Here is a 23,738-nt window from a genome sequence, read left to right as displayed (position 1 = left end):
TACACGTCACTAGACTACCGAGTACTACGGCAGAGCGAGATCGGGAGAAGCCCTGCGCTCAATTCATGCAAGGTGTCGCAGGCTGCGCAATGCCGCCGTGAGGCATGCCGCTGGACACATCGCCCCAGAGGACCGCGTGATCTTCAGGCAGCGCGCGCGAGTTCGGCACCGACAACCAGAGTCTCATCAGCATCCGATCCTGGCCGGTCGTCGCGTCGTCCTTGAACGCCGTGCGGCCGTGATAGACGATATGGTTGTTCAGAAGCTGAATATCGCCAGGCGCGAAGCGCATTTCAAAACACTGCTCCTGCGCGAGTTGCAGAAGCATCCGCAAAGCTTCGTGTTCGGCATCGGTCAATTTGCGCACGCTCGAAAGCAGTTGCGCGTTCTCGATGTACGTCAGCGAAAAGTGGCTCGTGAGCTTGCCGTCGCGGACCCCGAAAACCGGCAAATCATAGGTCACGTACTGGCCGCCGGCTTCTTCGCCGAACCGGCTGCGCGGAATGGGTTGGCACAGCAGCGCATGCAGATCCGGCCGGCGCTTGAGCATTTCGTTGTAGACGGTCGCGCTGCTCGCGAGCTTGCTGACGCCGCCTTCCGACGCCTGACGCACGCAAAGCAATCCGACAACATCGCACCGGTCGGTGTGAAAGCGCAGTTCTCCGGGCGACAAGGTGCGCGCGCCCGACGATAGAAATTCCTTACCTGATGCGTCCACGGTTGCGCCATAGAGTTTCGCGCCGACGCCCGCGCCTTCATCCTTGATCTCGCGCATCAATTCGCCGCGGCGGTTCTGGAACATCGGTGTGCCGAGATGGCGGCCCAGTGCATACCAGATGCGGCGCAACTGTTCCTGGTCATAGCGGCTAACATCGAGGCCGCGAATTTTCACCATCCCGGAGCCGTTTTCGAGTTCTTCGCGCACGTCGTCGAAGAAGGCCTTTGAGCTGGGCAGCGGGAAGTTATCGCGGTCGATTCGGTTCCATTCGATACCGGCCGACCTTGCGACAGCCGTATCGATCTCTTCCAGTACGGCGTGCGGAAAGCTTTTGACCCATCGAGGGTTCTCGACCATTTCGACACCCTTCCATACACACGCACCTTGCAAATAATCGGCCGACGACATGGGTTCTCCCAGGTGATTGAGACGTGAGCAGTCATGTCCGTTGCATGCTTGATGGACTTCGAACGGATGCCACTGCAGCGCCGAAGAGTTGTATATACAAGGCATGCAAGATAATTCCCGGCTAGTCTTCCTTCAAGCGATTCCCGTAAGAATGCGGGCAAACACCTATTGGGAACGGGGCCGCTGCGCTGCGCGGAGCAGATCTGAAGGAACGGGGCGAGGTGGTGATGGAGCGGGAGGTCGCCCATCCTCCTGCCCGCGGTTGTGGCTACTGTCCGACTATATGGGTAGCGCGCGCGAATCTGGAGTTCGCCGATACGTCAGGCTATGATCCTGGCGTCCATGATGGAGAAGCTGCGCGTCGTATGACTGGGGCAGGTCCCACCCGCCGCCGGCGTCGAATCATCCGGCTCATACGACATCGCCGACTCGACCAAGGCAATGCAACGCACGCCGTCGCGTTGCGCCGCCGCCATGGATGACACAACAGACAAAGAAATGACGACGAGTCGACCGACTCGCGACGCAGCATCGTCGAACAATAAATCAAAGGGGAGAGTTATATGCTTCGGAACATCAGCATTCGAGCGAGCATTACGCTCGTGATCGCCGTGTTCTTCTCGATTCTCGCGGTGGCGAGCGCGGCCGGCATTGGCGCACTGAAGCTGAGCAACGATGCGCTCCGCGAGATGTATATGAATGACACGAGCGCTCTCGTCAGTTTGAAATCGAGCGACGAGTTGCTTCAGCATGCGCGCGTGTCGCTCGACAGTTACATGGCCTTATATGGCGTGGGCGATCCTGAGCCGGAACTGCTTGCCGCCGCACGTAACGATCTGGCGGAGTCCGACCGCGCCTTCGGCGACTACCTGACGCTTCAATCGCAGCACCCCGAGTCGCTGGCGGCGGCGACGGAACTGAAACAGAAACGCATGAGTTTTATCAAAGACGCGGTGCTTCCGTCGCTCGATGCGTTAAACGATATGAATTTCAGCGGCTTCAAGGATTTGCAGGGGAAGAAAACACAAGCGCTCGCGAACGCCTATCAGACTGCAATGACCGCGCGCGCGAACGCGGTGATCGACAGACAGAAGTCGCGCTATGCCGACGCGCAGGACCGCTTCAAATTCATGGTTGCGGCGCTCGCCGGCGTGTCCGCACTCGCACTCATCATTGGTCTTTTCGCGCGCGCGATGCTCGTCGGCGTCGTCGCACGCCCGATCGCGCAACTGGTCACGCATCTGCGACGCATCGCTTCGGGAGATCTGCGCGCCGATGTCGTGATCGAGCGCCGCAACGAGATGGGTGCGCTGCTCGCCGATCTGAAGACCATGCAGGATGCGCTAGCCGATACCGTTCGAAGCGTGCGGACCAGCACCGAATCGATCAACGGCGGCGCGCAGGAAATCGCAACCGGCAGCGCCGATCTATCGCGCCGCACCGAACAGCAGGCGGCCTCGCTCGAGCGCACCGCCGCGAGCATGGAGCAGTTGACTTCGACCGTGAAGCGCAATGCGGACAATGCGGATCAGGCGAACCGCCAGGCATCGCACGCATCCGAGACAGCGGCCTTGGGCGGACAGGTCGTCAGCGACGTGGTAAAGACCATGCAGGGCATTTCGGCGCATTCATCGAAGATCGCCGAAATTGTCGGCCTGATCGACAGCATCGCATTTCAGACCAATATCCTCGCGTTGAACGCCGCAGTCGAGGCCGCACGCGCAGGCGAACTGGGCAGAGGCTTTGCCGTCGTGGCAAGCGAGGTTCGCAGCCTGGCTCAGCGCAGCGCCAGCGCAGCGAAGGAAATCAAGCAGCTGATCGTCGACACCGTTGACAAGATTGCAGAGGGTTCGTCGCTGGCCGACCAGGCGGGACACACGATGACCGACATTGTGTCTTCAGTGAAGATGGTCAGCGACTATATGACCGAAATCTTCGCCGCGGCGCAAGAGCAAAGCGCAGGCATCGAAGACATCAACCGCGCGGTGATGCAAATGGATTCGACGACACAGCAGAACGCGGCGCTCGTCGAACAGGCGACTGCGGCAGCCCGTTCGCTCGAAATCCAGGCGGTCGTTCTGCGAGACGCAGTCGCGGTGTTCAAGCTGGAGACGGTTTAGCGCGTCTCGCGCGAAATACGGATGCCGGTTGGGGGACGCGAAGTCGCGGCAGCGGAATATCCGATAGATAGCACGATGGCGCGCGGCGATATCTGACCGCGTGGATCTGGCTAAAGTACTCGCCCACGCTTACCTCACCGGATCATTCCGCAACCCCGCGCCCTCCTGCTGCGCGGTCACAAACCGTCTCATCGCAGGGATCAATCGAATAACAAGCTTCTCAAGCTCCACCACGAGGAAAAACAGGATTCCGCCGCTGATGAGCCACGCCCACGCCCACATCGGCAGACCCTCCGTATTGAAGATCACGTTGAACGGTAGCGTGTACGTGAACAGAAGCTGTAACACGACGACGGCGGCTATTCCGTACCAGAGGTAACGATTACCCATATGCGCGCGCACGGACAGCGACGAATCGATCAGATACCGGATGTTGAGAAGATAGAACACCTGGCCTAGCGTAATCGCATTGACCGCGGCGGTGCGCGCCATCTGATCCGAGGCATCATGCGCCTTCATCCAGAAGAAAGTCGCCAGCGTATAGAGCAGCAGCGCGGCGCCGACGAACAGAATGCGCCAGATGCCAAAGGGTGTGACGAGCGGTCGGTCCATCGCACGTGGCGCGCGCTGCATCACGTCTGCCTCGTGAGGTTCGAACGAAATGGTCAGGCCCAGCGCGACCGAGCTAACCATGTTCACCCACAAAATCTGCGGCGCGGTAATCGGCAGCGTGAACGCGAACAGGATCGCAACCGCAATCACCGCGCCTTGCGCGATATTGGTCGGCAACATGAAGAGCATCGCCTTCTCGATGTTGTTATAGACCGTGCGTCCCTCCTTCACTGCCGCGGAGATCGACGCAAAATTGTCGTCGGCAAGGATCATCCCCGCAGCCTCTTTCGTCACCTCGGTGCCCTTGATGCCCATCGCAACGCCGATGTCTGCCTTCTTGAGCGCCGGCGCATCGTTGACACCGTCGCCGGTCATCGCAACGATCTGCCGATTCGCCTGAATTGCCTTGACGAGCCGCAGCTTGTGCTCCGGGCTCGCGCGCGCAAACACATCGACATCGCGCACGCATTCCCGTAGCGCCGCATCGTTCATCGCCTCGATCTCGGTACCGGACACGGCTGTCTTGCCGTCGCCGATGCCCAGCATTCTTGCGATCGCCGCTGCGGTGATCTTGTGATCGCCCGTGATCATCGTGACGCGGATGCCTCCGCCGTGGCATTCGCGCACGGCGTCGATGGCTTCTTTACGCGGCGGGTCCATCAGGCCCACGAGGCCGAGCAGCACCAGGTTACGCGGCAAGTCCTGCGGCCCGAGGCCGCCCGTACGCAGGCCCGGGTCCGGCAGCCATGCGAGGCCGAGCACGCGCTCTCCTTGCGCGGCAAGCCGGTCGCCCTCCGCGGCGAAATGGTCGCGATTGAGCGGCACTGGGCCTTGCACTGTCTGCTGCCGGTCGCAGTGGTCAAGGATCACTTCCGGCGCGCCCTTGACCAAAAGCATCTCGCCGTCCGCCGAACGGTTTAGCGTCGCCATGAATTTGTGCTCGGATTCGAACGGAATCGCGTCGACTCTCGGTGCCGCGGCCACCTCCGTCGCACGGTCCATGCCGAGCTTCGCGGCAAACGGATAGAGCGCGCCCTCGGTCGGGTCGCCCTCCACTTTCCACTTTCCATCTTCCTCGAAGAGCTCCGCGTCGTTGCACAACATCGACACGCGTCCCATCAGCTTGAGCGCGTCCGGCGCAGCACCGATCGGCTTGCCATCGGCGCTGACTTCTCCGTCGCGCGCGTAGCCGTTGCCGGTAACCGCATACGCCGCATCCGCCGTCACGACAGAGCTCACCATCATCTCCATCAGCGTCAGCGTGCCCGTCTTGTCCGAGCAGATACGCGACACCGCGCCCAATGTCTCGACTGCCGGCAAGCGGCGAATAATCGCGTTGCGCTGTGCCATGCGCTGCACGCCAATCGCTAGCGTGATGGTGATCAGCGCGGGCAGGCCTTCCGGGATGACCGATACCGCAATCCCGACAATGGCCTGGAACAGTTCGACGAAGGTCATGTGGCCGCGCCAATGGCCCCACGAGAAGAGCAGCACGCTCACGCAGCCGATAACCGCGGTGATCACGTAGCCGAACCGCTTGATCTGGCGCAGCAGCGGCGTCTCGAGCGCGCTGACCTCGGCGAGCATCTGGTTGATGCGGCCGAGTTCCGTTTGGCTGCCGGTCGCGACGACGACGCCGGTTGCACGGCCGGACAACACCATCGTGCCGCAGAACGCCATATTCTCGCGGTCGCCGACCGTGGCCTTCGCGGGCACCGGAGCGGTGCTCTTTTCGGCCGGGACAGATTCGCCCGTGAGTGCCGCTTCCTCGGTCCGCAGGTTTCTGGCGTCGACAAGACGCATGTCCGCAGGGATTCTGTCGCCCGATTCCAGTAGCACGATATCGCCTGGAACGAGTTCGTCGGCGGGAATGAAGCGCACGTCTGCGCCACGCATCACGCGCGCCTCGGCCGACAGCATGTTGCGAATCGAATCCAGCGCTTTCTCCGCGCGTCCTTCCTGCAGGAAGCCGAGCAGCGAGTTGAGGACAACGACGGCGAGGATGACCGAGCCGTCGAGCCAAAGGCCCAACATGAATTTGATGAACCCGGCCACCAGCAGCACGTAGATCAGAATGTTGTTGATCTGTGCGAGAAAGCGTGCGATGGGCCCTTTCTTCTTGCCTTGCGGCAGGCGGTTCGGCCCATAGGTTTCCAGACGCCCGGTCGCATCGGCCGCATCGAGGCCGCGCGTGGGATCCACGTTGAAATGCTGCTCGATTTCGCCGGCCGGCATCGCATGCCAAGGCGTCGCATCCGTTGCAGAAGCCGTGCTTTCAGCTGAGCTCATCCTCGTCTCTCCCGGTTTCAACGTTTTCAGTGATGTCGGGTCAAGGGCCGGTCTCAATGGTCTGGATCACCCTTTGGTCGATCGCCTGTCGCACCATCTATCGGTTCAGCATTGAGTTCCTGTCTCGCGGCGGCGAGATCTTTTATCTGCTCCTGCGTGACTTTCGGATAGGCGAGGTCGAGCTTTTCGACGGCCTCGACGATCGCAGCCGCGACGACGAGGCGCGTGAAAGGCTTGTTGTCGGCAGGCACGACGAACCACGGCGCTGCTTCAGAGGCGGTTGCGCGGATTGCCTCTTCATACGCGTGCATATAGTCGTTCCAGTATCGACGCTCGCGAACGTCGGCTGTGGAGAACTTCCAGTGCTTGTCGGGATTGTCGAGGCGTTCCATGAATCGCCTCTTCTGCTCGTCGTACGACAGGTTCAGATAGAACTTGACGATGGCCACGCCCTGGCGCGCCAGATAGTCCTCGAACCGCGCGATGTCAGCGAGCCGCTCGTTCCATATGTTTTTGCCGATCCGCACCGGCGGGATCTTCTGCGCATCGAGCAGATGCTGATGCACGCGAACCACGAGCACCTCTTCATAGTACGAGCGGTTGAAAATGCCGATGTGCCCGCGCTCGGGCACTTTCGTGCTATAGCGCCAGAGAAAGTCGTGCGAGAGCTCCTCATCCGACGGCTGCTTGAATGAAACGACATCGCAGCCTTGTGGATTGACGCGCGACATCACATGCTTGATCGTGCCGTCCTTGCCCGCCGCGTCCATCGCCTGGAACACCAGTAGCACAGACCAGGAATCCTGTGCGTAGAGAACCTCCTGCTCCATCGCGAGCCATTTCGAATGGCGTTGAAGAAGTTGCAACGCCACCTGTTTATCCATTTTGAGTCCCAGCGTGTCGCCGGGATCGAAATGCTTCAGGAAAAAATCGTTGCCCTTCGTGATGCGGAACGGATCGGTGTACGTCCGCAGCGCGTCCAGTATTTTCTGGTGAACCATCGCCGTCCCTCCACGAACTTCTGCGATTCGTTACACGATTCGCAGGTTGCTGTGCGGACCATTGGCATGCCGTACTGTTCACAACTTTCTTGATAATAGGTCACGCATGATGCGGCGCTCGCGATATTTGGCCGTATCCGTTCGTCGCGCTGCCAGATCCTTGCCCGGGCATAGGGGCGAGGCGGCTCAGCGTGCAGGGGCAGCGGCCCCAGGTTTTGAATGACCCGCAGGAATAGGGCCGATATGCGAGATCGCCCCTTGGGACGGGTCGGCGATGAAGAGCCCCCGGTGATGCCGCCGCGACTTGCCTCGTGTGACCAAACGCGGCGGATGCAGAAGCAGTTGTCGTGCTTCGCCGCTTCAGGACGCGAGCACGCAGTTATCGCGCCCCGCCTTGAAGACATCGACAGGCAACTGCTTGCCGATGAACACGATCTTCGTTTCGGGCGTTTCGCTTGCGGTCCAGTGCTTGCCGACATCGGAACCGAAGATCAAATGCACACCCTGGAACACGGTTGCGGCGCATGAACCCGCGCGCGCCGATCAAGCCGGTACATTTCTTCCACCGAAAGTCAGACCTGGGCTTTGCCTTCTTCCCTTCTTGTTTCCGGGGCGCGAAACCCCTGGAGACGTCGTTGCGCGGCGGGTTCGAGCCCGCCGCGCAACGACCCGGCACGCGCCCGCCGATTCACACCCGCGCATCTCGACGCGTGCGCGACACGAGACTGACGCGAGTCCGACAAGACAACGTCAACCAATCGGCCAGTTGATGACCACGAGACAGTCGTTGTAGTCGTTGTCCGTGCCGTCTTCCGTTGCGACCAGGAAGAAGTTGGTCTTGCCTGCCATCCCGACATGCCGCCCGTCGATCAGCGACGGTTTGCCGTTGGCCGACACCTTGACCTGGACCTTGCCGCGTCCTGACTGCAGAACCTGCGTCGGTGTGTTCTTGCTCTCCGTGCTCCAGTCCCTCCATGTCGCGACCAGTTTGTCGTCGACATAGATCTGGATGGTCTGCTCGGCAGAAGAATTGGCGATTGCCGTGACCGCGAAGCGGATGTTGGGCGGCAGGTTGTAGGAACCGTCGGTGGGATCGCCGCCGTTTCCGTTGTCTCCGTTGTCGCCTTTGTCCGTGACCGATTTATCGACCCGCCACCACCCCGTGATGTCCTGCGCCTGACCGATCGGAGCGGTGCGAAGAACATGCTTGAACGCGTCCGTCTGATTCGCGCCGTTCAGCGCGTTGACGGTTCGCTCTTGCGACTTGTTGAGCAGATTGATGAACATCCCGTATTCCAACGGGTCTTTGAGTTGGCCGGATGACTGATTATTCGCGCCAACTGCCGTCGTACCGGAGATCACCCACGTTCTGAGATTCGCTGCGACAGAGTTGTCGCTCGCCATCACATACGTGTTGTCGGCGTTATTGATCGCAAGGTAACGCGTTGCGCCGGCGTCGTCCTGCATCGTCATCCATATCTGGTCGAAGTTTGAGACGGGATCGCCAACCTTTTTGGCCGACCCTGGCGCGGGGACAATGGTCCAAACGTAGTCCGACGCAAAGTTTTTACCGGGTTGCGCAACTTCGGTCCAGAGCTTGTCGAATTTTTCGGGATTTTGAACCCCCTTCCAGATAAGCGACAGGAAATAACCCGAGAAATTGTCCTGGCCGTTGCAGAGTGCAACGTTATTGCCATATTTGAGAACGTTACCCAAAATAGACCTCACTAGGTGAAATGTTCTGGTCGTAAATGCTCGATACATCAATAACAATGGGTCCGACATCCAGCCGGTATTACAGATTTCCCGTGTTAATGGAACCGAACCACCTCAGTGTAAATAGCGCCGCGCATTTTATTGTGAACAAATGTGAACTATGGCGCCGAAAGACAGGCCATTGCGAAATGCATATATATGAATTGACTGACATCGGTTTTCAAGGAATGCGACTGAAATAATTATTCAGGATCAATTCAATATCGGCATGGATGCGTCACACATCGACGTCACAATTGTTCAAAATTAAAGCGCATGATTTCGACTATGGTGAATTGTCTTTCCGTGCGCCGCCACTGGGGTATGTCGCGCAGAGAGCGTCCCTTATAAGCCCTATGGCATAAACACTGAAAGATCCAATCCCAATTCGAGCGAGAAAATTCGATGACTACTCCAGTTACGTTGTTGGATCCGAATACAAATCTGTATCTGTCGGCAAAGGATGCGGGCGGTGGATCTTTCGTCATCGCGCTAAGTAGCACCGCGACGGCGTGGCATTTGAATACTTCGGCATGCGCCGGCGTGTCGATCGTGTCAACGCTGTCTTATCGCGACAGCGCAAGCGGGAATATTCTCTACATGGCGGGTGACATTGGCCTGTTGAAAGCGGCCGGAAGCTGCCCTCTGGTTCTGTCGCCGTCGACGGCGACTGTGTTTGCGATCGGCGGCGTCCCGATTAACGGTATCCAACCGGTCGCTGTAAACGGAGATGAGTCCGCCGCGTTAGCGATCAGTTCAGAACTTGCGATTCTTCAAAAGGGTAGCGGCCAAGGGTGGAAGATTTCCGTCAGCAACGGCTAAGGGATTCGATCGGTGAAAGGTGGCCGCGCAGCAACTCCCGCTGTGCGGCGAACCTAGTCCCGCGTTTCAGCGTAGGTTTCGACGCATAGCTGGCGTATCGATTCGACGAACCGATCCTGCGCCGCTGAGCGCGGCCCTTCTGCGCGCGTAAACAGCGCAATAGGCGGAAGCGTCCATTCGAACGAATAGGGCACGATTGCGACACCGGCAATTCGAACCAGTTCTTCCGCGATATCCGAAGGCACGATCGACACCGCATCTTCGCTTGAAGCAATCATTTCGCCGATCAGCTTGGACGAGTAACTCTCCACCACCGGCACCGGAGGCGTCGTTCCCGCCGCGAGAAACAGGTCGGCCACCTGTTCCCTAATAGGCGTGTGAGGCGCGCCGAGGATCCAGTCCAGCGTCACCAGCCGGTTCCAGTCGAGCTTCGCGCGCGCAAGTTTCGCCGCAAGACGCCGACTCGCAATCATCCGCGGGCGCTGCCGGAACAGGATTTCAAAGTTCGCCTTGTGCAGATCGACCGACGCGGCCGCCCGCCCGATGACAATGTCTACCGTATGGTCCCGCAGTTGCGGCAACAACTGATCGCTCGTTCCTTCGTGGATGGTCACCGTCACGCGCTGCGCCATGCTCGCATGCAGTCGCTTCAGTGCCGCCGCGAGCAGCTGACCGGAAATGAACGGAATGACGCCGACGTGCAGATGCGTCGCATAGCCCGACGCGACGGCCGTCATGTCGCGCGCCAGATGATCGAGATCGTGGATCATCGCCCTGGCCCTTTCGAGCACCACGACTCCGAGAGCGGTGGGCGTCATGCCGCGCGGCGAGCGCTCGAACAGCGGCATGCCGAACATGCTTTCCAGTTCCGCTAACGCATTCGTCACCGCCGGTTGACTGCTAGCCATCTGTTCCGCGACGCGCGTCAGCGTGCCGTGCTGCTGGATTTGCAGCAACAGCACCAGATGCCGCATCTTCAGGCGCGCGCTCAGCCGCCTGACCACGTCGTTCGACTCAAGTGTCATGGAAGGACCACTGCCACCATTACGTAAAGCTGATGGGGCGATATTAAAACAAAATCATCCGCCTATCGCGGCTCTCTAGAATCGCGTCAATGGTTCGCGCCGGGACTGGCCCGGCGCACTCTCCTGGGCGCACAACATGACGCAGAAACAAACTGACCAGCAAGCCGCGTTCGACTATCACGAGTTTCCGAAGCCCGGAAAAATTTCCGTCGTGGCCAACAAGCCTCTCGTGACCCAGCGCGATCTGTCGCTCGCTTATACGCCGGGTGTCGCCAGCGTCTGTGAAGCCATTGCAACGGAGCCCGCACTCGCGCATCGGTTCACCGGGCGCGGCAATCTGGTCGGCGTGATCACCAACGGCACCTCCGTGCTGGGCCTAGGCAACATCGGCCCGTTGGCCTCAAAGCCGGTAATGGAAGGTAAAGCGGTGCTGTTCAAGAAGTTCGCCGGTGTCGATGTGTTCGACATCGAGATCAACGAAACCGACCCGGACAAGCTCGTCGACATCATCGCCGGCCTCGAACCGACGTTCGGGGGCATCAATCTCGAAGATATCAAGGCGCCGGAATGCTTCATCGTCGAGCGAAAATTGCGCGAGCGCATGAAGATTCCCGTCTTCCATGACGATCAGCATGGCACCGCGATCACGGTATCGGCGGCCTTTATCAACGGCCTGAAAGTGGTGGGCAAAACCATCTCGGAGGTCAAGGTCGTGACCTCGGGTGCGGGCGCGGCGGCACTGGCCTGCCTCGACTTGCTGGTAGACCTGGGCCTGCCGGTGGAAAACATCTGGGTGACCGACATTGAAGGCGTGGTTTACCGAGGCCGAACCGTGCTGATGGACCCGGACAAGGCGCGCTTCGCGCAGGAAACCGACGCGCGCAAGCTGGCCGAAGTGATTGGCGGTGCGGATGTGTTCCTTGGCCTATCGGTAGGCGGCATTCTCAGCGCCGACATGCTGAAGGCGATGGGCCCGCGTCCCCTGATTCTCGCGCTGGCGAATCCGACTCCGGAAATTTTCCCTGAACTCGCGTATGCGACGCGTGACGATGTCGTCATCGCGACGGGGCGCTCGGACTATCCGAATCAGGTCAACAACGTGCTGTGCTTCCCGTATATCTTCCGCGGCGCATTGGATGTCGGCGCGACAACGATTACGCGTGAAATGGAAATTGCCGCGGTGCATGCAATCGCCGGTCTCGCCGAAGAGGAGCAAAACGAAGTCGTCGCGGCCGCGTATGGTGTCTATGACGTGAAATTCGGCCCGCAATACCTGATACCCAAGCCTTTTGACCCACGCCTGGTTGCCCGGATCGCGCCGGCGGTGGCGAAAGCCGCCATGGAAGGCGGCGTGGCGACGCGCCCGCTGCCGGACCCGGCCGCTTATGTCGAGCAGTTGCACCAGTTCGTGTATCACTCTGGCGCGTTCATGAAGCCGCTGTTTTCGACCGCGAAGCGGCTTGTGCGCGACGGCGGCAACGCACGCATCGTGTTCACCGAGGGCGAGGACGAGCGCGTGCTGCGCGCCGTGCAAGTGCTGGTCGATGAAAAGCTGGCGCGACCGATTCTGGTTGGACGCCCGGAAGTGCTGCTCGCGCGCATCGAGCGATTCGGCTTGCGGCTCAAGCTCGGCCAGGACGTGGAAGTAACCAACCCCGAATATGACGAACGCTTCCCGCAATACTGGACGACCTACTGGGAATTGATGTGCCGGGACGGCATTTCCAAAGAGATGGCGCGTGTCGAGATGCGCCGCCGGCTGACCCTGATCGGCGCGATGATGGTGCGCCTTGGCGACGCCGACGGCATGATCTGCGGTACGGTGGGCGCTTATCACGACCACCTGCGATTTGTCGATCAGGTGATCGGCAAGCGGTCCGGAGCGAACACCTACGCGGCGATGAATATTCTGCTGCTCGACGAGCGCACGGTGGCGCTGGTCGATACCCACATCAACGACGATCCGAGCGCCGAGCAGATCGCCGAGTTCACGATTAGCGCAGCCAGACAGATGAAATGGCTGAACCTGACACCGAAAGCCGCGTTGCTGTCGCGCTCGAATTTCGGCTCAGGTGGCGCGGCGTCGGGCGCGAAAATGCGCGAGGCACTGAAGCTCGTCAGGCAGCACGCGCCGGAGCTGGAAGTGGATGGCGAAATGCATGGCGACTGCGCGCTGGATGAATCACTCCGTGCTCGCGTGCTGCCGACTTCGCCGCTCAAAGGCGACGCCAACCTGCTGGTCTGCCCGAACGTGGATTCAGGCAACATTGCGTACAACCTGCTCAAGACCGGTGCGGGCGGTAACGTCGCGGTGGGGCCGTTCCTGCTGGGTGTCAACGCGCCCGTGAACATCCTGACGTCTAGCGCGACGGTGCGGCGAATCATCAATATGGCGGCGTTGACGGTGATCGAAGCGAATCGCGCGCAAGCCGATTCTTGACGCGAGGCTGTGCAAGCGGACCCTCCATCGGTCGGCTGGACTCGGTCCCAATGAGTCGTTCGGTTGGCTGCAACGAACGACCATGACCGGCCGATGGACGGTTTGTTAAGATCGCAACCCCGTACTTGTGATCGATCCTATGACGAACGACCCGCAGAACTGGATCGCTACGCCCATTTCGCCAGAACTGTTGCGCGGCGCCGTCGAGTTGGAACAGACCGGCCGCGGACTCATGCCGCACCGGCTGCCCGCGCGAGCTCGCGCTCAATGCGCGGACCCTCAGCTGGCCATGGTCGAGTCGCAGCCGTCGGGAGTGCGCCTGACGTTTCGCACCCAGGCGACCGCCATTGAAATCGATGTGCTACCGACGCGGTACATCTACGCTGGTGTCCCCGCTCGACCGGCCGGCGTGTATGACCTGCTCATCGATGGTCAACTCGTCCGCCAGTGCAGCGCGGCCGGCGGAGACACCATGACGATCGACATGGCCACCGGTACAGCTTCGAAACAGTCAGGTCCGGTCGGCACAGTCCAATTCCGCGATCTGCCGGGCCATGACAAGAAAGTCGAGATATGGCTGCCGCACAACGAAATCATCGAGCTCGTTGCGTTGCGTACCAACGCCCGTATCAGCGCTGACGCCGACCACGGTCGAAGAGTCTGGTTACATCATGGCAGCTCGATCAGCCAGGGGTCCAATGGCGACAGCCCAACCGCTATCTGGCCCGCGCTTGCCGCAATGCGCGGCAACGTCGAGCTGATGAATCTCGGCTTTGGAGGCAGTGCTTTACTCGATCCCTTCACGGCGCGAGCGATGCGAGACACCGCGGCGGACCTCGTCAGCCTGAAAATCGGCATCAACCTGGTCAATACGGATTTGATGCGTCTGCGTGCGTTTACGCCAGCGGTGCATGGCTTCCTCGACACCATCCGCGAAGGTCATCCGCGCACTCCGTTGCTGGTCATTTCGCCGCTCTACTGCCCGATTCACGAAGACACGCCTGGCCCCGGCGCGTTCGATCTAAATGCGCTGAAAACAGGAAAGGTCAGGTTTTGCGCGACCGGCGACCCCGCCCGGCGCGCCACGGGGAAACTGACGCTGACCGTCATCCGGAAGGAATTGCGGCGCATCGTGCATCAGCGCGCGGCAGACGATCCGCACCTGCACTATCTCGACGGACTTGACCTGTACGGCCAACAGGATTTTGCCGATCTGCCGCTTCCGGACCAACTTCATCCGGACGGTCGCGCGCATCGCCGCATCGGCGAACGGTTCGCCGAACTCGTGTTCGGCCGCGGCGGGGCCTTCGTAGTCGAGCGACCGAAGCTATAGGCGGACAGCGGGTGACTCACTATAACTTCGACGGCCATCTTCGAGGTAGCGACAAATTTTTGCGGGGCGCTGTTAGCTAGATCGTGGTTCGCTGCTCCATGCGCCACTCTCCATCTGCAGCCATTCGCGAAGTCCGCAAAGCGCTTTGTCCGAACGGCCGCGCATCGCACCGAAAGCGAAGACAGCGCCGCTCGGTTCAAAGCCAAGCGGCGCGAGTAGTCTGCCTTGTGACAGCTCACGCTCGACGAGCAACGCGGGAGCGATAGCAATACCGAGACCCGCTGCTGCCGCTTCGAGAAGCAGCGACAAGTGGTCAAAGCGACGGCCCTCGACGAACTTCGCCGGGTCAACCTCATTGCGCGACGCCCATTCTGCCCACGCTTGCGGGCGCGACGTGGTGTGCAATAACGGTTGACCGATCAGATCCGTGGGCGTCGAAATGCGATGAGGCCACCCGGGCACACACACTGGACCGATGGTTTCGTCGAAGAGCCTGGAGACCTCGATATCCGCCGGCCAGTTTCGGCCGCTGACGATCAGGCAATCGACGACATGCCGTTGCAGGTCTTCCATGGTCGTGATCGTCTGCAAGCGAAGGCGAATCTCCGGATAAGCCGCCTCGAAGCGGTCCAGCCGCGGGATAAGCCAATTCGACAAGAAGCTGGCGGGCGCACCGAGGACGATTTCGGTAACCGTCAGTTGCTCGGTGATCTCCGCGCAACGGGCTGCCAGCATCGAGAACGTTTGATCGACCACCTGCTTCAGGCTTTGTCCTTCAGTGGTCAATCGCACGCCTGCCGCATGGCGCACAAACAGTGCTTTGCCTAGCCATCGCTCGAGCTGGCGAACCTGGTGGCTCACCGCACTGTGAGTCACGTGCAGTTCATGCGCGGCCGCGGAGATGCTGAGTTGGCGGGCCGCCGCATCGAACGCGCGAAGCGCATTGAGTGGGGGAAGTCGGCGCATAAGATCGAGACGTCGATTTAATTTACAGCATCGTGGACAAATTTATCGCTACCCTTACGATCGACCCGCACGTTAGAGTCAGGCCATCTTTCATAGGAGGCTCGAATGAACGACAAGGACATTCCGCTCGCGAACAGCAGGGTGCGATATAAAACGCTGCTGATCGAGCAAGACTACGCGGTATCCCAGACAACCGTGCTTCCCGGGGGCGAAACGGAATGGCACCACCATACGAATGTGAGAGACCGCTTCGTTGTCGTGCAAGGCGTGCTCACGGTTGAAACAAAGGTAGGCGAGCGGGTCGACAGAACGCAGGTCGACGATCACCACACCGTCGAACCCGGCGTTATCCACCACGTCAGGAACGAGACATTGGACAATGTGGTGTACATCAACATTCAGTCTGGGGGCGAACGCGACATCGTGCTCGCTTCAAGATAAATCCGGCCTCAATGGCGTTGCGCCGGCATGATGAGGCCACGCCGGCGCGTTCACAGCGGACGGCGTCAGGTCAGTGATCTGACGTTCCTGAAGCTCAAGCGGCCTTCCGGCGTAAGTTGCGAACGGACAACCACGTCGCCGAAACCACAAAATATATCGCGCCCACTGCTGCGTAACCGGCCACTTTAACGATCGGCGGGGGCGTTGTCCCATGCGCCTGCATGATCATGAACGCCCCGGCCAGCGCCGACTGCGCGCCGCTCAGGATCATCGCCCATTGAGCGCCGAAATCCTTCCAGCGGCGCGTCGCGGTACCGAGTTGCAACAAACCGGAGAGAATCGCCCAAACACCGAATACCTGAAGCACAGCCGCCATGTCCGCACTCAATGCGACGAGTACCGCGATGGTTGTCGCGACACTCACGACTACGTTGAACGCTTGAGTACGATTTTCGGCTGATCCGCCACTCCGCGACATATCGATGTAGTTGGCCAACGCATCCCATGCGGGATAGGCAACGAACAAGGCTGCCGCGATGCCGGCGGAATGCTGTCCGATAACAAAGGCCAGTGCCACCCAAACTGCGGAAAACGCCGCTCGGCCAAAGTAATAGTGCGTCAACCAGCGCTCCTGGCGAGCGCTCGTCGCAGCTGCGTGAGGTTCCATCATTCACACTCCTTCCCATTGGTATTCGATAACAGGAAACCGCTTGTACCGTCGGTGAACACCGGTTGCATTAGCAACGACTGGTTGCCGACGGTGTCGGTTGAAATCACGATAAACAGCACCGATCGTGCAACGCGCGCACCGGAACTGCGCCTGAGAACAAGGGTCTCAGGTAGGGCGCGGCGACGGTATCGGTCGAATGACCGATGTGGGCAAAATGACTACCGTGAATCTCGCGGTCCAGCAAGGAAAGGGAGTCATGAAACATTTGTCCAACCTTTTGGGGCATCTTATTAGCCAGGCGCAATTGAAGCCTTCTCGATCAGACGCTGGTGGCCGATGTCCGGCAACGATCCGCCAGATCGAGACGTTCGACTACGCGGCACGGTTCGTCAATCATGCAGTGCTTATCTGGACACGACCTATTGCGTTCGACTGCCGGTAACCGATAGTGTTGTCGATTTACTTCAGCGCCGATGTCAGGATCCACCTATGTCCCGCTCCGAACGTCTCCTTCACCTGCTGCAAGTGTTACGTCGTTATCGACGTCCCGTGCGTGGCCAAGCCCTGGCCGCGGAACTCGGCGTGAGCATCCGCACGCTCTACCGGGACATCGCCAGTTTGCAGGCACAAGGCGCAATGATCGACGGGGAACCGGGCGTGGGTTACGTGATGAAGCCAGGTTACCTGCTGCCGCCGCTGATGTTTCGCTCAGAGGAACTCGACGCCCTGGTTCTTGGCATGCGCTGGGTGGCCGATCGTTGCGACCGGACGCTATCGTCCGGCGCGCTGAGCACGCTGGCGAAGATAGCCGCCGTCCTGCCCGCTGAGCTGCGTCGCGAACTGGAGGAGTCTTCACTGCTAGTTGGCGCGCCGCTGAAGAGATCGGCCGACAAAGCCCCGGATGACCCTCTGCGTGCCGCAGTCCGGGAAGAACAGAAACTCAATATCACCTACGTGGACGCGAGGGGTATCCACTCGCAGCGCGTCGTTTGGCCGTTCGCGTTGGTGTATTTCGACCAGGCGCGAGTCCTGATGTGTTGGTGCGAGCTTCGCGCCGATTTCCGGAATTTCCGATCGGACCGTATCTCGAACGTCGAGCAGTTGAAAGAGCGCTACCCCAAAAGGCGGTCAACACTGCTTCGTGAGTGGCGTAGCCTGAATCAAGTCGCCAGCCGCACGATACTGCCAGAATCTGACAGCATTGCCCCTTAGACTGAGCTTCCTTTCTTGACGAGGAGCTCAAAATGAAGTTCGCTTCAATTCGTGTTGTTACCCGGAATATCGACAGGCTGGTCGAGTTTTATCAAACGCTTTGTGGTATCGAGGCGGTACGTCCAGCCGACGGATTTGCGGAATTGCGATTTAACGGAGCGACGCTGGCGATTTCGTCTGAGTATCTGATCGAGCTTTTCAATGTCGGAGCGGCGATCGCGGCAAAAAATCAATCGGCAATCCTGGAGTTCGAAGTGGAGGATGTTGACACGGTGTTCGAACGGATGAACGCGTTCGGCACAACCATCGTCATGCCGGCGACGTCGATGCCATGGGGCAATCGCTCGCTCTTGCTGCGCGACCCGGACGGGAATCTCGTCAACCTGTTTTCCCGCCCCACGCATTGAGCAGACTGGCCGTCACGGCAGCCGGCCGCGTCGTTGTTTTGCGCACATGAACTGCGGGAAATACCCCGGTATAGATCGGCGATACGAAGTAGACCCGTTGGCGTCTAAATATCAGCGACGCTGTGACGTACACTCTTCACCATGAACTCCCGCCACCGCACTGTCTGAAACGAGCTTTGTTTGGATAAGGCATCGAAGTCACTTTCTGCCGAACTTACGCGAGAGCCTGTGATTGTTTGGGATTGGCCAGTGAGAATCTTCCACTGGTCAATGGTTGTTCTCGTGATCGCGGCATACGTCACATCCCGGTACAACTGGATGACATGTCACGTCTGTTTGGGAAGATGCATCCTGACCTTGCTGATCTTCCGCATTCTGTGGGGCTTTTGGGGTAGCGACACCACAAGGTTCCGACAGTTTCTCGTACGCCCCTCAACTGCCCTCGCATACGCCCGCGGCTTCTTCTCACAACGCGGGGTCACCCACATCGGACACACACCCGCTGGCGGATGGATGGTCGTTGCATTTATCTTCGTACTCTCGATGCAGGTATTGACGGGCCTGTTTGTGAACAACGACGTTGTCCGTGTAGGCGCGCTATTCGGGATTTTTTCCGCTAATACGGTGGATGCGGTGGTGTCCGCACACGGAACATTGTTTCTTCTCCTGATGTTCTTCGTCACGATTCACGTAGCCGCCGTTGCGCTCTACTGGATCGTGAAGCGCCAAAACCTCGTTCGGCCGATGGCGACAGGAATTCAATATCTACCGCCTGGCGGTGAGAAACCAGGAATCATGTCCATGCGCCGCACGGTGTCGCTATTCCTGCTTTCCGTCATCATCGCGACGATGATTGGCCAGCTCTAAGCAGCCCGTTTGCTCGTCGTAAAGCCGCGCCCGGCGCTTTGCAGCCCGACTCAGGACGACAGCCCGAGCTTCCTCGTCAGCATCGCAATCTCCCGCTCAAGCGCTCCAAGAAACACATTGACGCGGTTAGGCACATACCGCTTGCTTGGAATCACTGCCCATACCGGCAGATCTTCCATCGAGGCATCCTGCAGATGCACTTGCACGAGCGAATGATCGGCTAACTGCCTGAAGACATCCCAGTACGTCAGCATCACGAGCCCAAGGCCTTGCGCGGCGGCGGTAATCGCCGCTTCGACACTGGTCGTGGTAACAATGGCTTCCACGCGCCGGCGCGTCATTACGCCATCGACAACAAGCGGCCACCGCCTCACCGCGCAAAGCCTGACGCAGCGATGATCATCAAGCTCGGCCACGGACTTCGGCACCCCATGTTTCTTCAAATAGCCGGGTGCCGCACAAATAAGCCGCGGATTAGCCGTCACCTTCTTTGCAATCAGCTCCGAATCCTCCAACGGGGCAATGCGCAACGCGAGATCCAGCCCCTGCCCCACGATATCCACCTGACGGTCCGAAAGATCGAGATCGATACGAAGCTCAGGGTTCTCTTCCAGTAACCGCGAAAGCATCGGCAACACAATAGATTGCCCAAATCCACTCGGCGCCGTCATACGCAGGATCCCCGACGCAGTCTTCGGCGACGGATTCAATTCCGCACGCGCAGTCGCTTCTGCATCAACCAGCGTTCGCGCATACGGAACAAACGCCTCACCTTCCGCGGTCAAGGTCAAGGATCGTGTCGTCCGATGAAAGAGACGCACCCCCAGGTCCTCCTCGAGCGCCGCGATGCGCCGCGATACCTGCATCGGAACCACGTCCAGCTGGCGTGCCGCCGCGGACAGACTCCCCGCGGACGCAACGGCCAGGAAGGTTCGAACGTCAGGAAGAAGCATGGTTTATATCCAGAAGTGTTAGGGCGCCTTCACGTTCCGATGCCTGTTTCCCGCCCGACCCGACTCCTAAGATGCAGACACCTTCTCTTCAAGACGAGCTGCAAAATGACTGACACCACCTCTCTGATCCTCTCCCCGTACGACAACAGCGGCATCGCCGTACGTAACCGGATTGCAGTCGCGCCGATGACACGCATCACGGCCACGGAAGACGGCCACCCGACTCAAACCATGTTCGACTACTACCTGCGTTTCGCGAAGGGCGGCTTCGGTCTTGTCGTGACCGAAGGAATCTATACCGACAAGGCATTCTCACAAGGATACCGGTTTCAACCGGGTTTATCAGATAGCACGCAGGCCCAGGCGTGGGCGGCGTTCAACCGCGATATGCAAGCGCGCGGCGCGCACGTGTTCGCCCAATTGATGCACGCCGGCGCATTGAGCCAGGGCAACATCTATCGCACGCACACGGTGGGGCCGTCGGCCGTGCGCCCCAAAGGCAAGCAGATGGAGTTCTATCACGGCAACGGTCTTTATCCCGAGCCGAGGCCCATGACCGACGCCGAGATCGACGAAGCGGTTCAAGGTTACGTCGATGCGGCGCAACGCGCGGTGAACATCGCCGGCTTCAGTGGTGTGGAAATCCACGGTGCCAATGGTTATCTGCTCGATCAGTTCCTGACAGCAGAGACCAATCGCAGAACCGATCGTTGGGGTGGCGATACAAAAGCGCGCGTCCGGTTGCTCGCCGATGTCGTAAGCACGGTCAAGCGCAACCTCGGGAGCACCGTTCCGGTCGGTATCCGGATTTCGCAAGGCAAGGTCAACGACTACGTATCGAAGTGGCAAGGCGGCGAAGCCGACGCGGAAATCATCTTCGGCACACTCGCCGCCGCCGGTGCGAACTTCATCCACGTGACGGAGCATGAGGCGTGGCAACCCGCGTTCGATGGGACCCAGGATAGTCTCGTCACGCTGGCACGTCGCTATGCGCCGAACGTCACGATCATCGCAAATGGCAGCTTGCACACGGCCGGGCGGATCTCACACGCGCTCTCAACCGGCGCGGACATCGTAACGGTAGGACGAGGTGCGTTGGCCAACCCCGATCTGCCCGAGGTGCTCGCGCGCAAGCGGCAACCGAAGACGTTCGATAGCTCGATTCTTCATCCGGTCGCGAGCATCAAGGATGCGGAACTCGCGATGCTGGCGGATGGCTGAATGTTTGACCGCAGTGCCACGTAGTGCCGCAGGCAGCAGCGCGGCGCGCGTCATGGTGCGCCGTTGGCCGCGAGGCGCGGGGACCGTTCTCCTGTTCGATTTGGACCACTGGTCGCGCACTCGTGGCATTTAGCCTGATGATCCCTCGAGTATCAAGCCCTCGGAATTCGTAGTCGCTTGTCGCTGCGCTCTTCGACAACGACTTTTGATGACCGAGGGCGCGCGACGCGAACGCCGGCCAGATAGCGCGTCGTCACTTCTGCGTGGCGAGGTAGGCGATGATGTCCGCGCGAGTCTTGGCGTCCCCCACCGAGAAAAACATCTTCGTTCCAGGAACCAGCTTCTGTGGGCCTTGCAGCCAACGGTCAATCATCTCGGGCGTCCAGACAATCCCCGAGTTTTTTAGCGCGACGGAGTACGAGTATCCTGGTACAGATCCCGCCTTGCGTCCTACGACGCCGCGGTGCGCAGGTCCGACGTCGTTGTCTCCGATCGAATGGCACGACATGCAGGCCCCATACGCAGTTTTTCCCGCAACCGGATCGCCTGCCGGTGCCGCATGCGCGGCGACGCTGAGCGTCGCCGAAGCGAACGCTATCGTTAATGAGGTACTCAAAATTGACTTGTTCATATCTGTCTTTCTCCGGGCGTGAGATAGCCGAACCCAGCTAGTGCGTTGTGGTTCAGGCAAGCGTGGTATCGGTCAGCGTCGCGCGAGGAGGCGTCAGCGCGATCCTCACGTCAGTCACGCCCAGCATTTTCGGAAGCTGGGCAGCGGGGACGGTCAGCGGTATGGGTCCGGGGCCGTTGCCTGCGGTCGGTTGCGGGTAGGCCGTCGAGCGTGCGGTGTGGAAGGTCATGTTGCCTTCCACTTTCGATATGATTTGATGGATATGGCCGTTCAGGACAGTGACGGAACAGGCGCGAGTACACCGCCGGCCAGCACGAACAACGTCCCTGCACCACCGAAGGCGAGGCATTTCAAGGCACTACGGCGTGCCGGATCAGTTGGGAGAGTAGATGGCATATCGTCCTCGTAAACGGGTACAAGAGCTGACCGGACGGAATATCCGACGGTCTCGTGTACGGTTCACGGTGCATAACTTCAAGTACCGGCGACATATTCCCGATTGCTGTGACCACAGCGCGGTGAGCGTTGAGCGATTCCGGACGTTGAATTTGGCGTAGATCGACTTGATATGGACATGCGTCGTGTTCGGACTGCAGTCGAGTTTCTGCGCGATCTGCTTTTCCGTGAGTCCGTCGAGCAGCCCCGGCAGCACCCTTCGCTCGGCCGGCGTCCAGGGTGGAGAAGCCGGGTGCCTGCACATCGCGAAACACGAAGAGATTCACTGACCGCTTCAGCCGGCGCCAGACACAACGACAAAGCGCGATAATTTCTCGCCGGCCACGCGGCGTATCATCCATCATCATCGTGCTGCGTGGTCGCGATGGCCACGCATTCGATGCTGTGCCGCTGCCACCCCGACTGACTAAGATCATGCTACCGATTGCCAACCGTTGGTTCGAACTGAAGCGTATTAGTGACGACATCACCTTGCTGTGGGAGCCGCACGTCGTGCCGCTCATGCGCTGCAACATCTGGCACATTCGCGGCCGCGACCGCGATCTGATGATCGACACCGGTATGGGCATCGCCAGCTTGCGCGAGGCGGCGCGGCATCTACTGCAAAAGAAGGTGACTGCCGTCGCGACGCACACGCATGCGGACCATATCGGCGGCCACCACGAATTCGAGCATACGCTGGTGCACGAGCTGGAAGCTGACAACCTGCGTGCGCCGCGCGAGCGCGGCACGCTACTCGCGTCGGTATTGGGTGATGCTGCCATCCGGCGCTATCACGAAGTGGGCTATCCGTTCGATGGCGACCTGATCACGGCGCTTCCCGATGCCGACTACCAGATGTCCGCATATCACGTGCGGGCGGCGACCGTCAGCGAAATCGTCAAGGAAGGGAGTGTTGTCGATCTCGGAGACCGGCATTTTGAGGTTCTGCATTTGCCCGGTCATTCGCCGGGAAGCATCGGCCTGTGGGAAGCGGCCACCGGCACGTTGTTCTCCGGCGATGCAATTTACGACGGTCCGCTGCTTGATGAAATCGGTGGAGCGGATATCCCGATGTACGTGCAAACGATGAAACGTCTGCGCGAACTGCCTGTGCAGGTGGTGCACGCGGGTCACGATCCGAGCTTTGGCCGGGAGCGGCTGGTTGAGCTTGTGGATGCGTATTTGGCGAAGCGGGCATGAAACTGATGGCGCTTGCTTTTCGCATCGGTCATTGAGGCTCAGCCTCGAGCGTCGACGCGGACCAACTGAACGCCGTCTTCATCTGATCGACTTCTGCCGTCGGCGACCGGCCGAATGCTCTCTTGAATTCCCGGCTGAATTGCGAAGGGCTTTCGTAGCCGACCGCCGCGGACGCCGCGGCTGCCGTCAACCCAGTCACGGCGCTCCAC

The 23,738-nt window shown here is 59.9% G+C and carries 21 protein-coding genes and 2 pseudogenes; 10 read left to right on the top strand and 13 right to left on the bottom strand.

Annotation, left to right across the window (positions count from 1 at the left end):
* Positions 1–58: 58 nt before the first annotated feature.
* Positions 59–1,126: a TauD/TfdA family dioxygenase gene (locus tag BX592_RS08055; protein WP_134191141.1), complete on the bottom strand. Its 1,068-nt coding sequence runs from the start codon at positions 1,124–1,126 to the stop codon at positions 59–61.
* A 563-nt stretch (positions 1,127–1,689) separates the two neighbouring features.
* Between BX592_RS08055 and BX592_RS34835 the strand changes: the two genes are divergently transcribed.
* Positions 1,690–3,246, top strand: coding sequence for a methyl-accepting chemotaxis protein (locus tag BX592_RS34835; protein ID WP_134191140.1), 1,557 nt, complete (start codon positions 1,690–1,692; stop codon positions 3,244–3,246).
* Between the two features lie 129 nt (positions 3,247–3,375).
* Here BX592_RS34835 and BX592_RS08045 read toward each other — a convergent pair whose 3' ends face one another.
* The 4 genes from BX592_RS08045 to BX592_RS34330 form a co-directional block, all read right to left on the bottom strand.
* On the bottom strand, positions 3,376–6,147 hold the full coding sequence (locus tag BX592_RS08045; RefSeq protein ID WP_134191139.1) for an HAD-IC family P-type ATPase: 2,772 nt from the start codon (positions 6,145–6,147) through the stop codon (positions 3,376–3,378).
* A gap of 53 nt (positions 6,148–6,200) precedes the next feature.
* Positions 6,201–7,148, bottom strand: a complete 948-nt coding sequence (locus tag BX592_RS08040; protein WP_134191138.1) for a polyphosphate kinase 2 family protein — start codon at positions 7,146–7,148, stop codon at positions 6,201–6,203.
* A 360-nt stretch (positions 7,149–7,508) separates the two neighbouring features.
* Positions 7,509–7,661: a GTP-binding protein gene (locus BX592_RS08035; RefSeq protein ID WP_134191137.1), complete on the bottom strand. Its 153-nt coding sequence runs from the start codon at positions 7,659–7,661 to the stop codon at positions 7,509–7,511.
* Positions 7,662–7,898: 237 nt separating this feature from the next.
* Positions 7,899–8,912, bottom strand: a complete 1,014-nt coding sequence (locus tag BX592_RS34330) for a fucose-binding lectin II (protein ID WP_166676320.1) — start codon at positions 8,910–8,912, stop codon at positions 7,899–7,901.
* A gap of 396 nt (positions 8,913–9,308) precedes the next feature.
* On the opposite strand from BX592_RS34330, the gene BX592_RS08025 reads away from it, so the two are divergent.
* Positions 9,309–9,725 carry a hypothetical protein gene (locus tag BX592_RS08025; RefSeq protein ID WP_134191135.1) on the top strand — a complete coding sequence of 139 codons (417 nt, stop codon included), beginning with the start codon at positions 9,309–9,311 and terminating at the stop codon, positions 9,723–9,725.
* A gap of 53 nt (positions 9,726–9,778) precedes the next feature.
* Here BX592_RS08025 and BX592_RS08020 read toward each other — a convergent pair whose 3' ends face one another.
* A complete protein-coding gene (locus tag BX592_RS08020; protein ID WP_134191134.1) occupies positions 9,779–10,750 on the bottom strand; it encodes a LysR substrate-binding domain-containing protein in 972 nt (323 codons plus the stop codon).
* Positions 10,751–10,886: 136 nt separating this feature from the next.
* Between BX592_RS08020 and BX592_RS08015 the strand changes: the two genes are divergently transcribed.
* Both BX592_RS08015 and BX592_RS08010 read left to right on the top strand, forming a co-directional pair.
* The gene (locus tag BX592_RS08015) at positions 10,887–13,190 is read left to right on the top strand and encodes an NADP-dependent malic enzyme (RefSeq protein WP_134191133.1); all 2,304 of its coding nucleotides are present in this window, start codon (positions 10,887–10,889) and stop codon (positions 13,188–13,190) included.
* A 139-nt stretch (positions 13,191–13,329) separates the two neighbouring features.
* The gene (locus BX592_RS08010; protein WP_134191132.1) at positions 13,330–14,523 is read left to right on the top strand and encodes a GDSL-type esterase/lipase family protein; all 1,194 of its coding nucleotides are present in this window, start codon (positions 13,330–13,332) and stop codon (positions 14,521–14,523) included.
* 72 nt (positions 14,524–14,595) lie between these two features.
* Here BX592_RS08010 and BX592_RS08005 read toward each other — a convergent pair whose 3' ends face one another.
* Complete coding sequence (locus BX592_RS08005) at positions 14,596–15,489, bottom strand: LysR substrate-binding domain-containing protein (protein ID WP_134191131.1); 894 nt, start codon at positions 15,487–15,489, stop codon at positions 14,596–14,598.
* A gap of 105 nt (positions 15,490–15,594) precedes the next feature.
* On the opposite strand from BX592_RS08005, the gene BX592_RS08000 reads away from it, so the two are divergent.
* Positions 15,595–15,930 (top strand): cupin domain-containing protein, encoded by a 336-nt coding sequence (locus tag BX592_RS08000; RefSeq protein WP_134191130.1) that lies wholly within the window; start codon positions 15,595–15,597, stop codon positions 15,928–15,930.
* Between the two features lie 94 nt (positions 15,931–16,024).
* On the opposite strand, the gene BX592_RS07995 is transcribed toward BX592_RS08000, so the two are convergent.
* Complete coding sequence (locus BX592_RS07995) at positions 16,025–16,600, bottom strand: DUF308 domain-containing protein (protein ID WP_134191129.1); 576 nt, start codon at positions 16,598–16,600, stop codon at positions 16,025–16,027.
* A 489-nt stretch (positions 16,601–17,089) separates the two neighbouring features.
* Between BX592_RS07995 and BX592_RS07990 the strand changes: the two genes are divergently transcribed.
* From BX592_RS07990 to BX592_RS07980, 3 genes are all read left to right on the top strand, one after another.
* Entirely contained in the window at positions 17,090–17,812 is a 723-nt protein-coding gene (locus BX592_RS07990) for a helix-turn-helix transcriptional regulator (protein WP_134191128.1), read from the top strand.
* Positions 17,813–17,844: 32 nt separating this feature from the next.
* Positions 17,845–18,219, top strand: a complete 375-nt coding sequence (locus BX592_RS07985; RefSeq protein WP_134191127.1) for a VOC family protein — start codon at positions 17,845–17,847, stop codon at positions 18,217–18,219.
* A 180-nt stretch (positions 18,220–18,399) separates the two neighbouring features.
* Positions 18,400–19,086 (top strand): cytochrome b/b6 domain-containing protein, encoded by a 687-nt coding sequence (locus BX592_RS07980; RefSeq protein ID WP_134191126.1) that lies wholly within the window; start codon positions 18,400–18,402, stop codon positions 19,084–19,086.
* A gap of 50 nt (positions 19,087–19,136) precedes the next feature.
* On the opposite strand, the gene BX592_RS07975 is transcribed toward BX592_RS07980, so the two are convergent.
* Complete coding sequence (locus tag BX592_RS07975) at positions 19,137–20,039, bottom strand: LysR family transcriptional regulator (protein WP_134191125.1); 903 nt, start codon at positions 20,037–20,039, stop codon at positions 19,137–19,139.
* Between the two features lie 105 nt (positions 20,040–20,144).
* On the opposite strand from BX592_RS07975, the gene BX592_RS07970 reads away from it, so the two are divergent.
* Positions 20,145–21,260, top strand: coding sequence for an NADH:flavin oxidoreductase (locus BX592_RS07970; protein ID WP_134191124.1), 1,116 nt, complete (start codon positions 20,145–20,147; stop codon positions 21,258–21,260).
* A gap of 253 nt (positions 21,261–21,513) precedes the next feature.
* Here the strand turns inward: BX592_RS07970 and BX592_RS07965 are convergent, their stop codons facing one another.
* The 3 genes and pseudogenes from BX592_RS07965 to BX592_RS07955 form a co-directional block, all read right to left on the bottom strand.
* Positions 21,514–21,891 carry a c-type cytochrome gene (locus BX592_RS07965; protein ID WP_134191123.1) on the bottom strand — a complete coding sequence of 126 codons (378 nt, stop codon included), beginning with the start codon at positions 21,889–21,891 and terminating at the stop codon, positions 21,514–21,516.
* Between the two features lie 52 nt (positions 21,892–21,943).
* Positions 21,944–22,177, bottom strand: a pseudogene (locus tag BX592_RS07960) (metallophosphoesterase); the annotation flags it as partial.
* A gap of 87 nt (positions 22,178–22,264) precedes the next feature.
* The gene (locus tag BX592_RS07955) at positions 22,265–22,591 is read right to left on the bottom strand and encodes a helix-turn-helix domain-containing protein (protein ID WP_243849385.1); all 327 of its coding nucleotides are present in this window, start codon (positions 22,589–22,591) and stop codon (positions 22,265–22,267) included.
* 170 nt (positions 22,592–22,761) lie between these two features.
* Between BX592_RS07955 and BX592_RS07950 the strand changes: the two genes are divergently transcribed.
* The gene (locus tag BX592_RS07950; RefSeq protein WP_134191122.1) at positions 22,762–23,529 is read left to right on the top strand and encodes an MBL fold metallo-hydrolase; all 768 of its coding nucleotides are present in this window, start codon (positions 22,762–22,764) and stop codon (positions 23,527–23,529) included.
* Positions 23,530–23,557: 28 nt separating this feature from the next.
* Here BX592_RS07950 and BX592_RS07945 read toward each other — a convergent pair.
* Positions 23,558–23,722 (bottom strand): annotated as a pseudogene (locus BX592_RS07945) (AraC family transcriptional regulator); the annotation flags it as partial.
* Positions 23,723–23,738: the final 16 nt, after the last annotated feature.

This window comes from Paraburkholderia rhizosphaerae (assembly GCF_004366595.1).
Classification (GTDB): domain Bacteria; phylum Pseudomonadota; class Gammaproteobacteria; order Burkholderiales; family Burkholderiaceae; genus Paraburkholderia; species Paraburkholderia rhizosphaerae.
This window is presented reverse-complemented; position numbering and strand designations above follow the sequence as displayed.

What these genes read in the sequence shown, in the direction of transcription:
- BX592_RS08055 (WP_134191141.1), bottom strand. Translation starts at nt 1,126, where the DNA reads ATGTCGTCGGCCGATTATTTGCAAGGTGCGTGTGTATGGAAGGGTGTC.
- BX592_RS34835 (WP_134191140.1), top strand. Translation starts at nt 1,690, where the DNA reads ATGCTTCGGAACATCAGCATTCGAGCGAGCATTACGCTCGTGATCGCC.
- BX592_RS08045 (WP_134191139.1), bottom strand. Translation starts at nt 6,147, where the DNA reads ATGAGCTCAGCTGAAAGCACGGCTTCTGCAACGGATGCGACGCCTTGG.
- BX592_RS08040 (WP_134191138.1), bottom strand. Translation starts at nt 7,148, where the DNA reads ATGGTTCACCAGAAAATACTGGACGCGCTGCGGACGTACACCGATCCG.
- BX592_RS34330 (WP_166676320.1), bottom strand. Translation starts at nt 8,912, where the DNA reads ATGTATCGAGCATTTACGACCAGAACATTTCACCTAGTGAGGTCTATT.
- BX592_RS08025 (WP_134191135.1), top strand. Translation starts at nt 9,309, where the DNA reads ATGACTACTCCAGTTACGTTGTTGGATCCGAATACAAATCTGTATCTG.
- BX592_RS08020 (WP_134191134.1), bottom strand. Translation starts at nt 10,750, where the DNA reads ATGACACTTGAGTCGAACGACGTGGTCAGGCGGCTGAGCGCGCGCCTG.
- BX592_RS08015 (WP_134191133.1), top strand. Translation starts at nt 10,887, where the DNA reads ATGACGCAGAAACAAACTGACCAGCAAGCCGCGTTCGACTATCACGAG.
- BX592_RS08010 (WP_134191132.1), top strand. Translation starts at nt 13,330, where the DNA reads ATGACGAACGACCCGCAGAACTGGATCGCTACGCCCATTTCGCCAGAA.
- BX592_RS08005 (WP_134191131.1), bottom strand. Translation starts at nt 15,489, where the DNA reads ATGCGCCGACTTCCCCCACTCAATGCGCTTCGCGCGTTCGATGCGGCG.
- BX592_RS08000 (WP_134191130.1), top strand. Translation starts at nt 15,595, where the DNA reads ATGAACGACAAGGACATTCCGCTCGCGAACAGCAGGGTGCGATATAAA.
- BX592_RS07995 (WP_134191129.1), bottom strand. Translation starts at nt 16,600, where the DNA reads ATGATGGAACCTCACGCAGCTGCGACGAGCGCTCGCCAGGAGCGCTGG.
- BX592_RS07990 (WP_134191128.1), top strand. Translation starts at nt 17,090, where the DNA reads ATGTCCCGCTCCGAACGTCTCCTTCACCTGCTGCAAGTGTTACGTCGT.
- BX592_RS07985 (WP_134191127.1), top strand. Translation starts at nt 17,845, where the DNA reads ATGAAGTTCGCTTCAATTCGTGTTGTTACCCGGAATATCGACAGGCTG.
- BX592_RS07975 (WP_134191125.1), bottom strand. Translation starts at nt 20,039, where the DNA reads ATGCTTCTTCCTGACGTTCGAACCTTCCTGGCCGTTGCGTCCGCGGGG.
- BX592_RS07970 (WP_134191124.1), top strand. Translation starts at nt 20,145, where the DNA reads ATGACTGACACCACCTCTCTGATCCTCTCCCCGTACGACAACAGCGGC.
- BX592_RS07965 (WP_134191123.1), bottom strand. Translation starts at nt 21,891, where the DNA reads ATGAACAAGTCAATTTTGAGTACCTCATTAACGATAGCGTTCGCTTCG.
- BX592_RS07955 (WP_243849385.1), bottom strand. Translation starts at nt 22,591, where the DNA reads ATGTGCAGGCACCCGGCTTCTCCACCCTGGACGCCGGCCGAGCGAAGG.
- BX592_RS07950 (WP_134191122.1), top strand. Translation starts at nt 22,762, where the DNA reads ATGCTACCGATTGCCAACCGTTGGTTCGAACTGAAGCGTATTAGTGAC.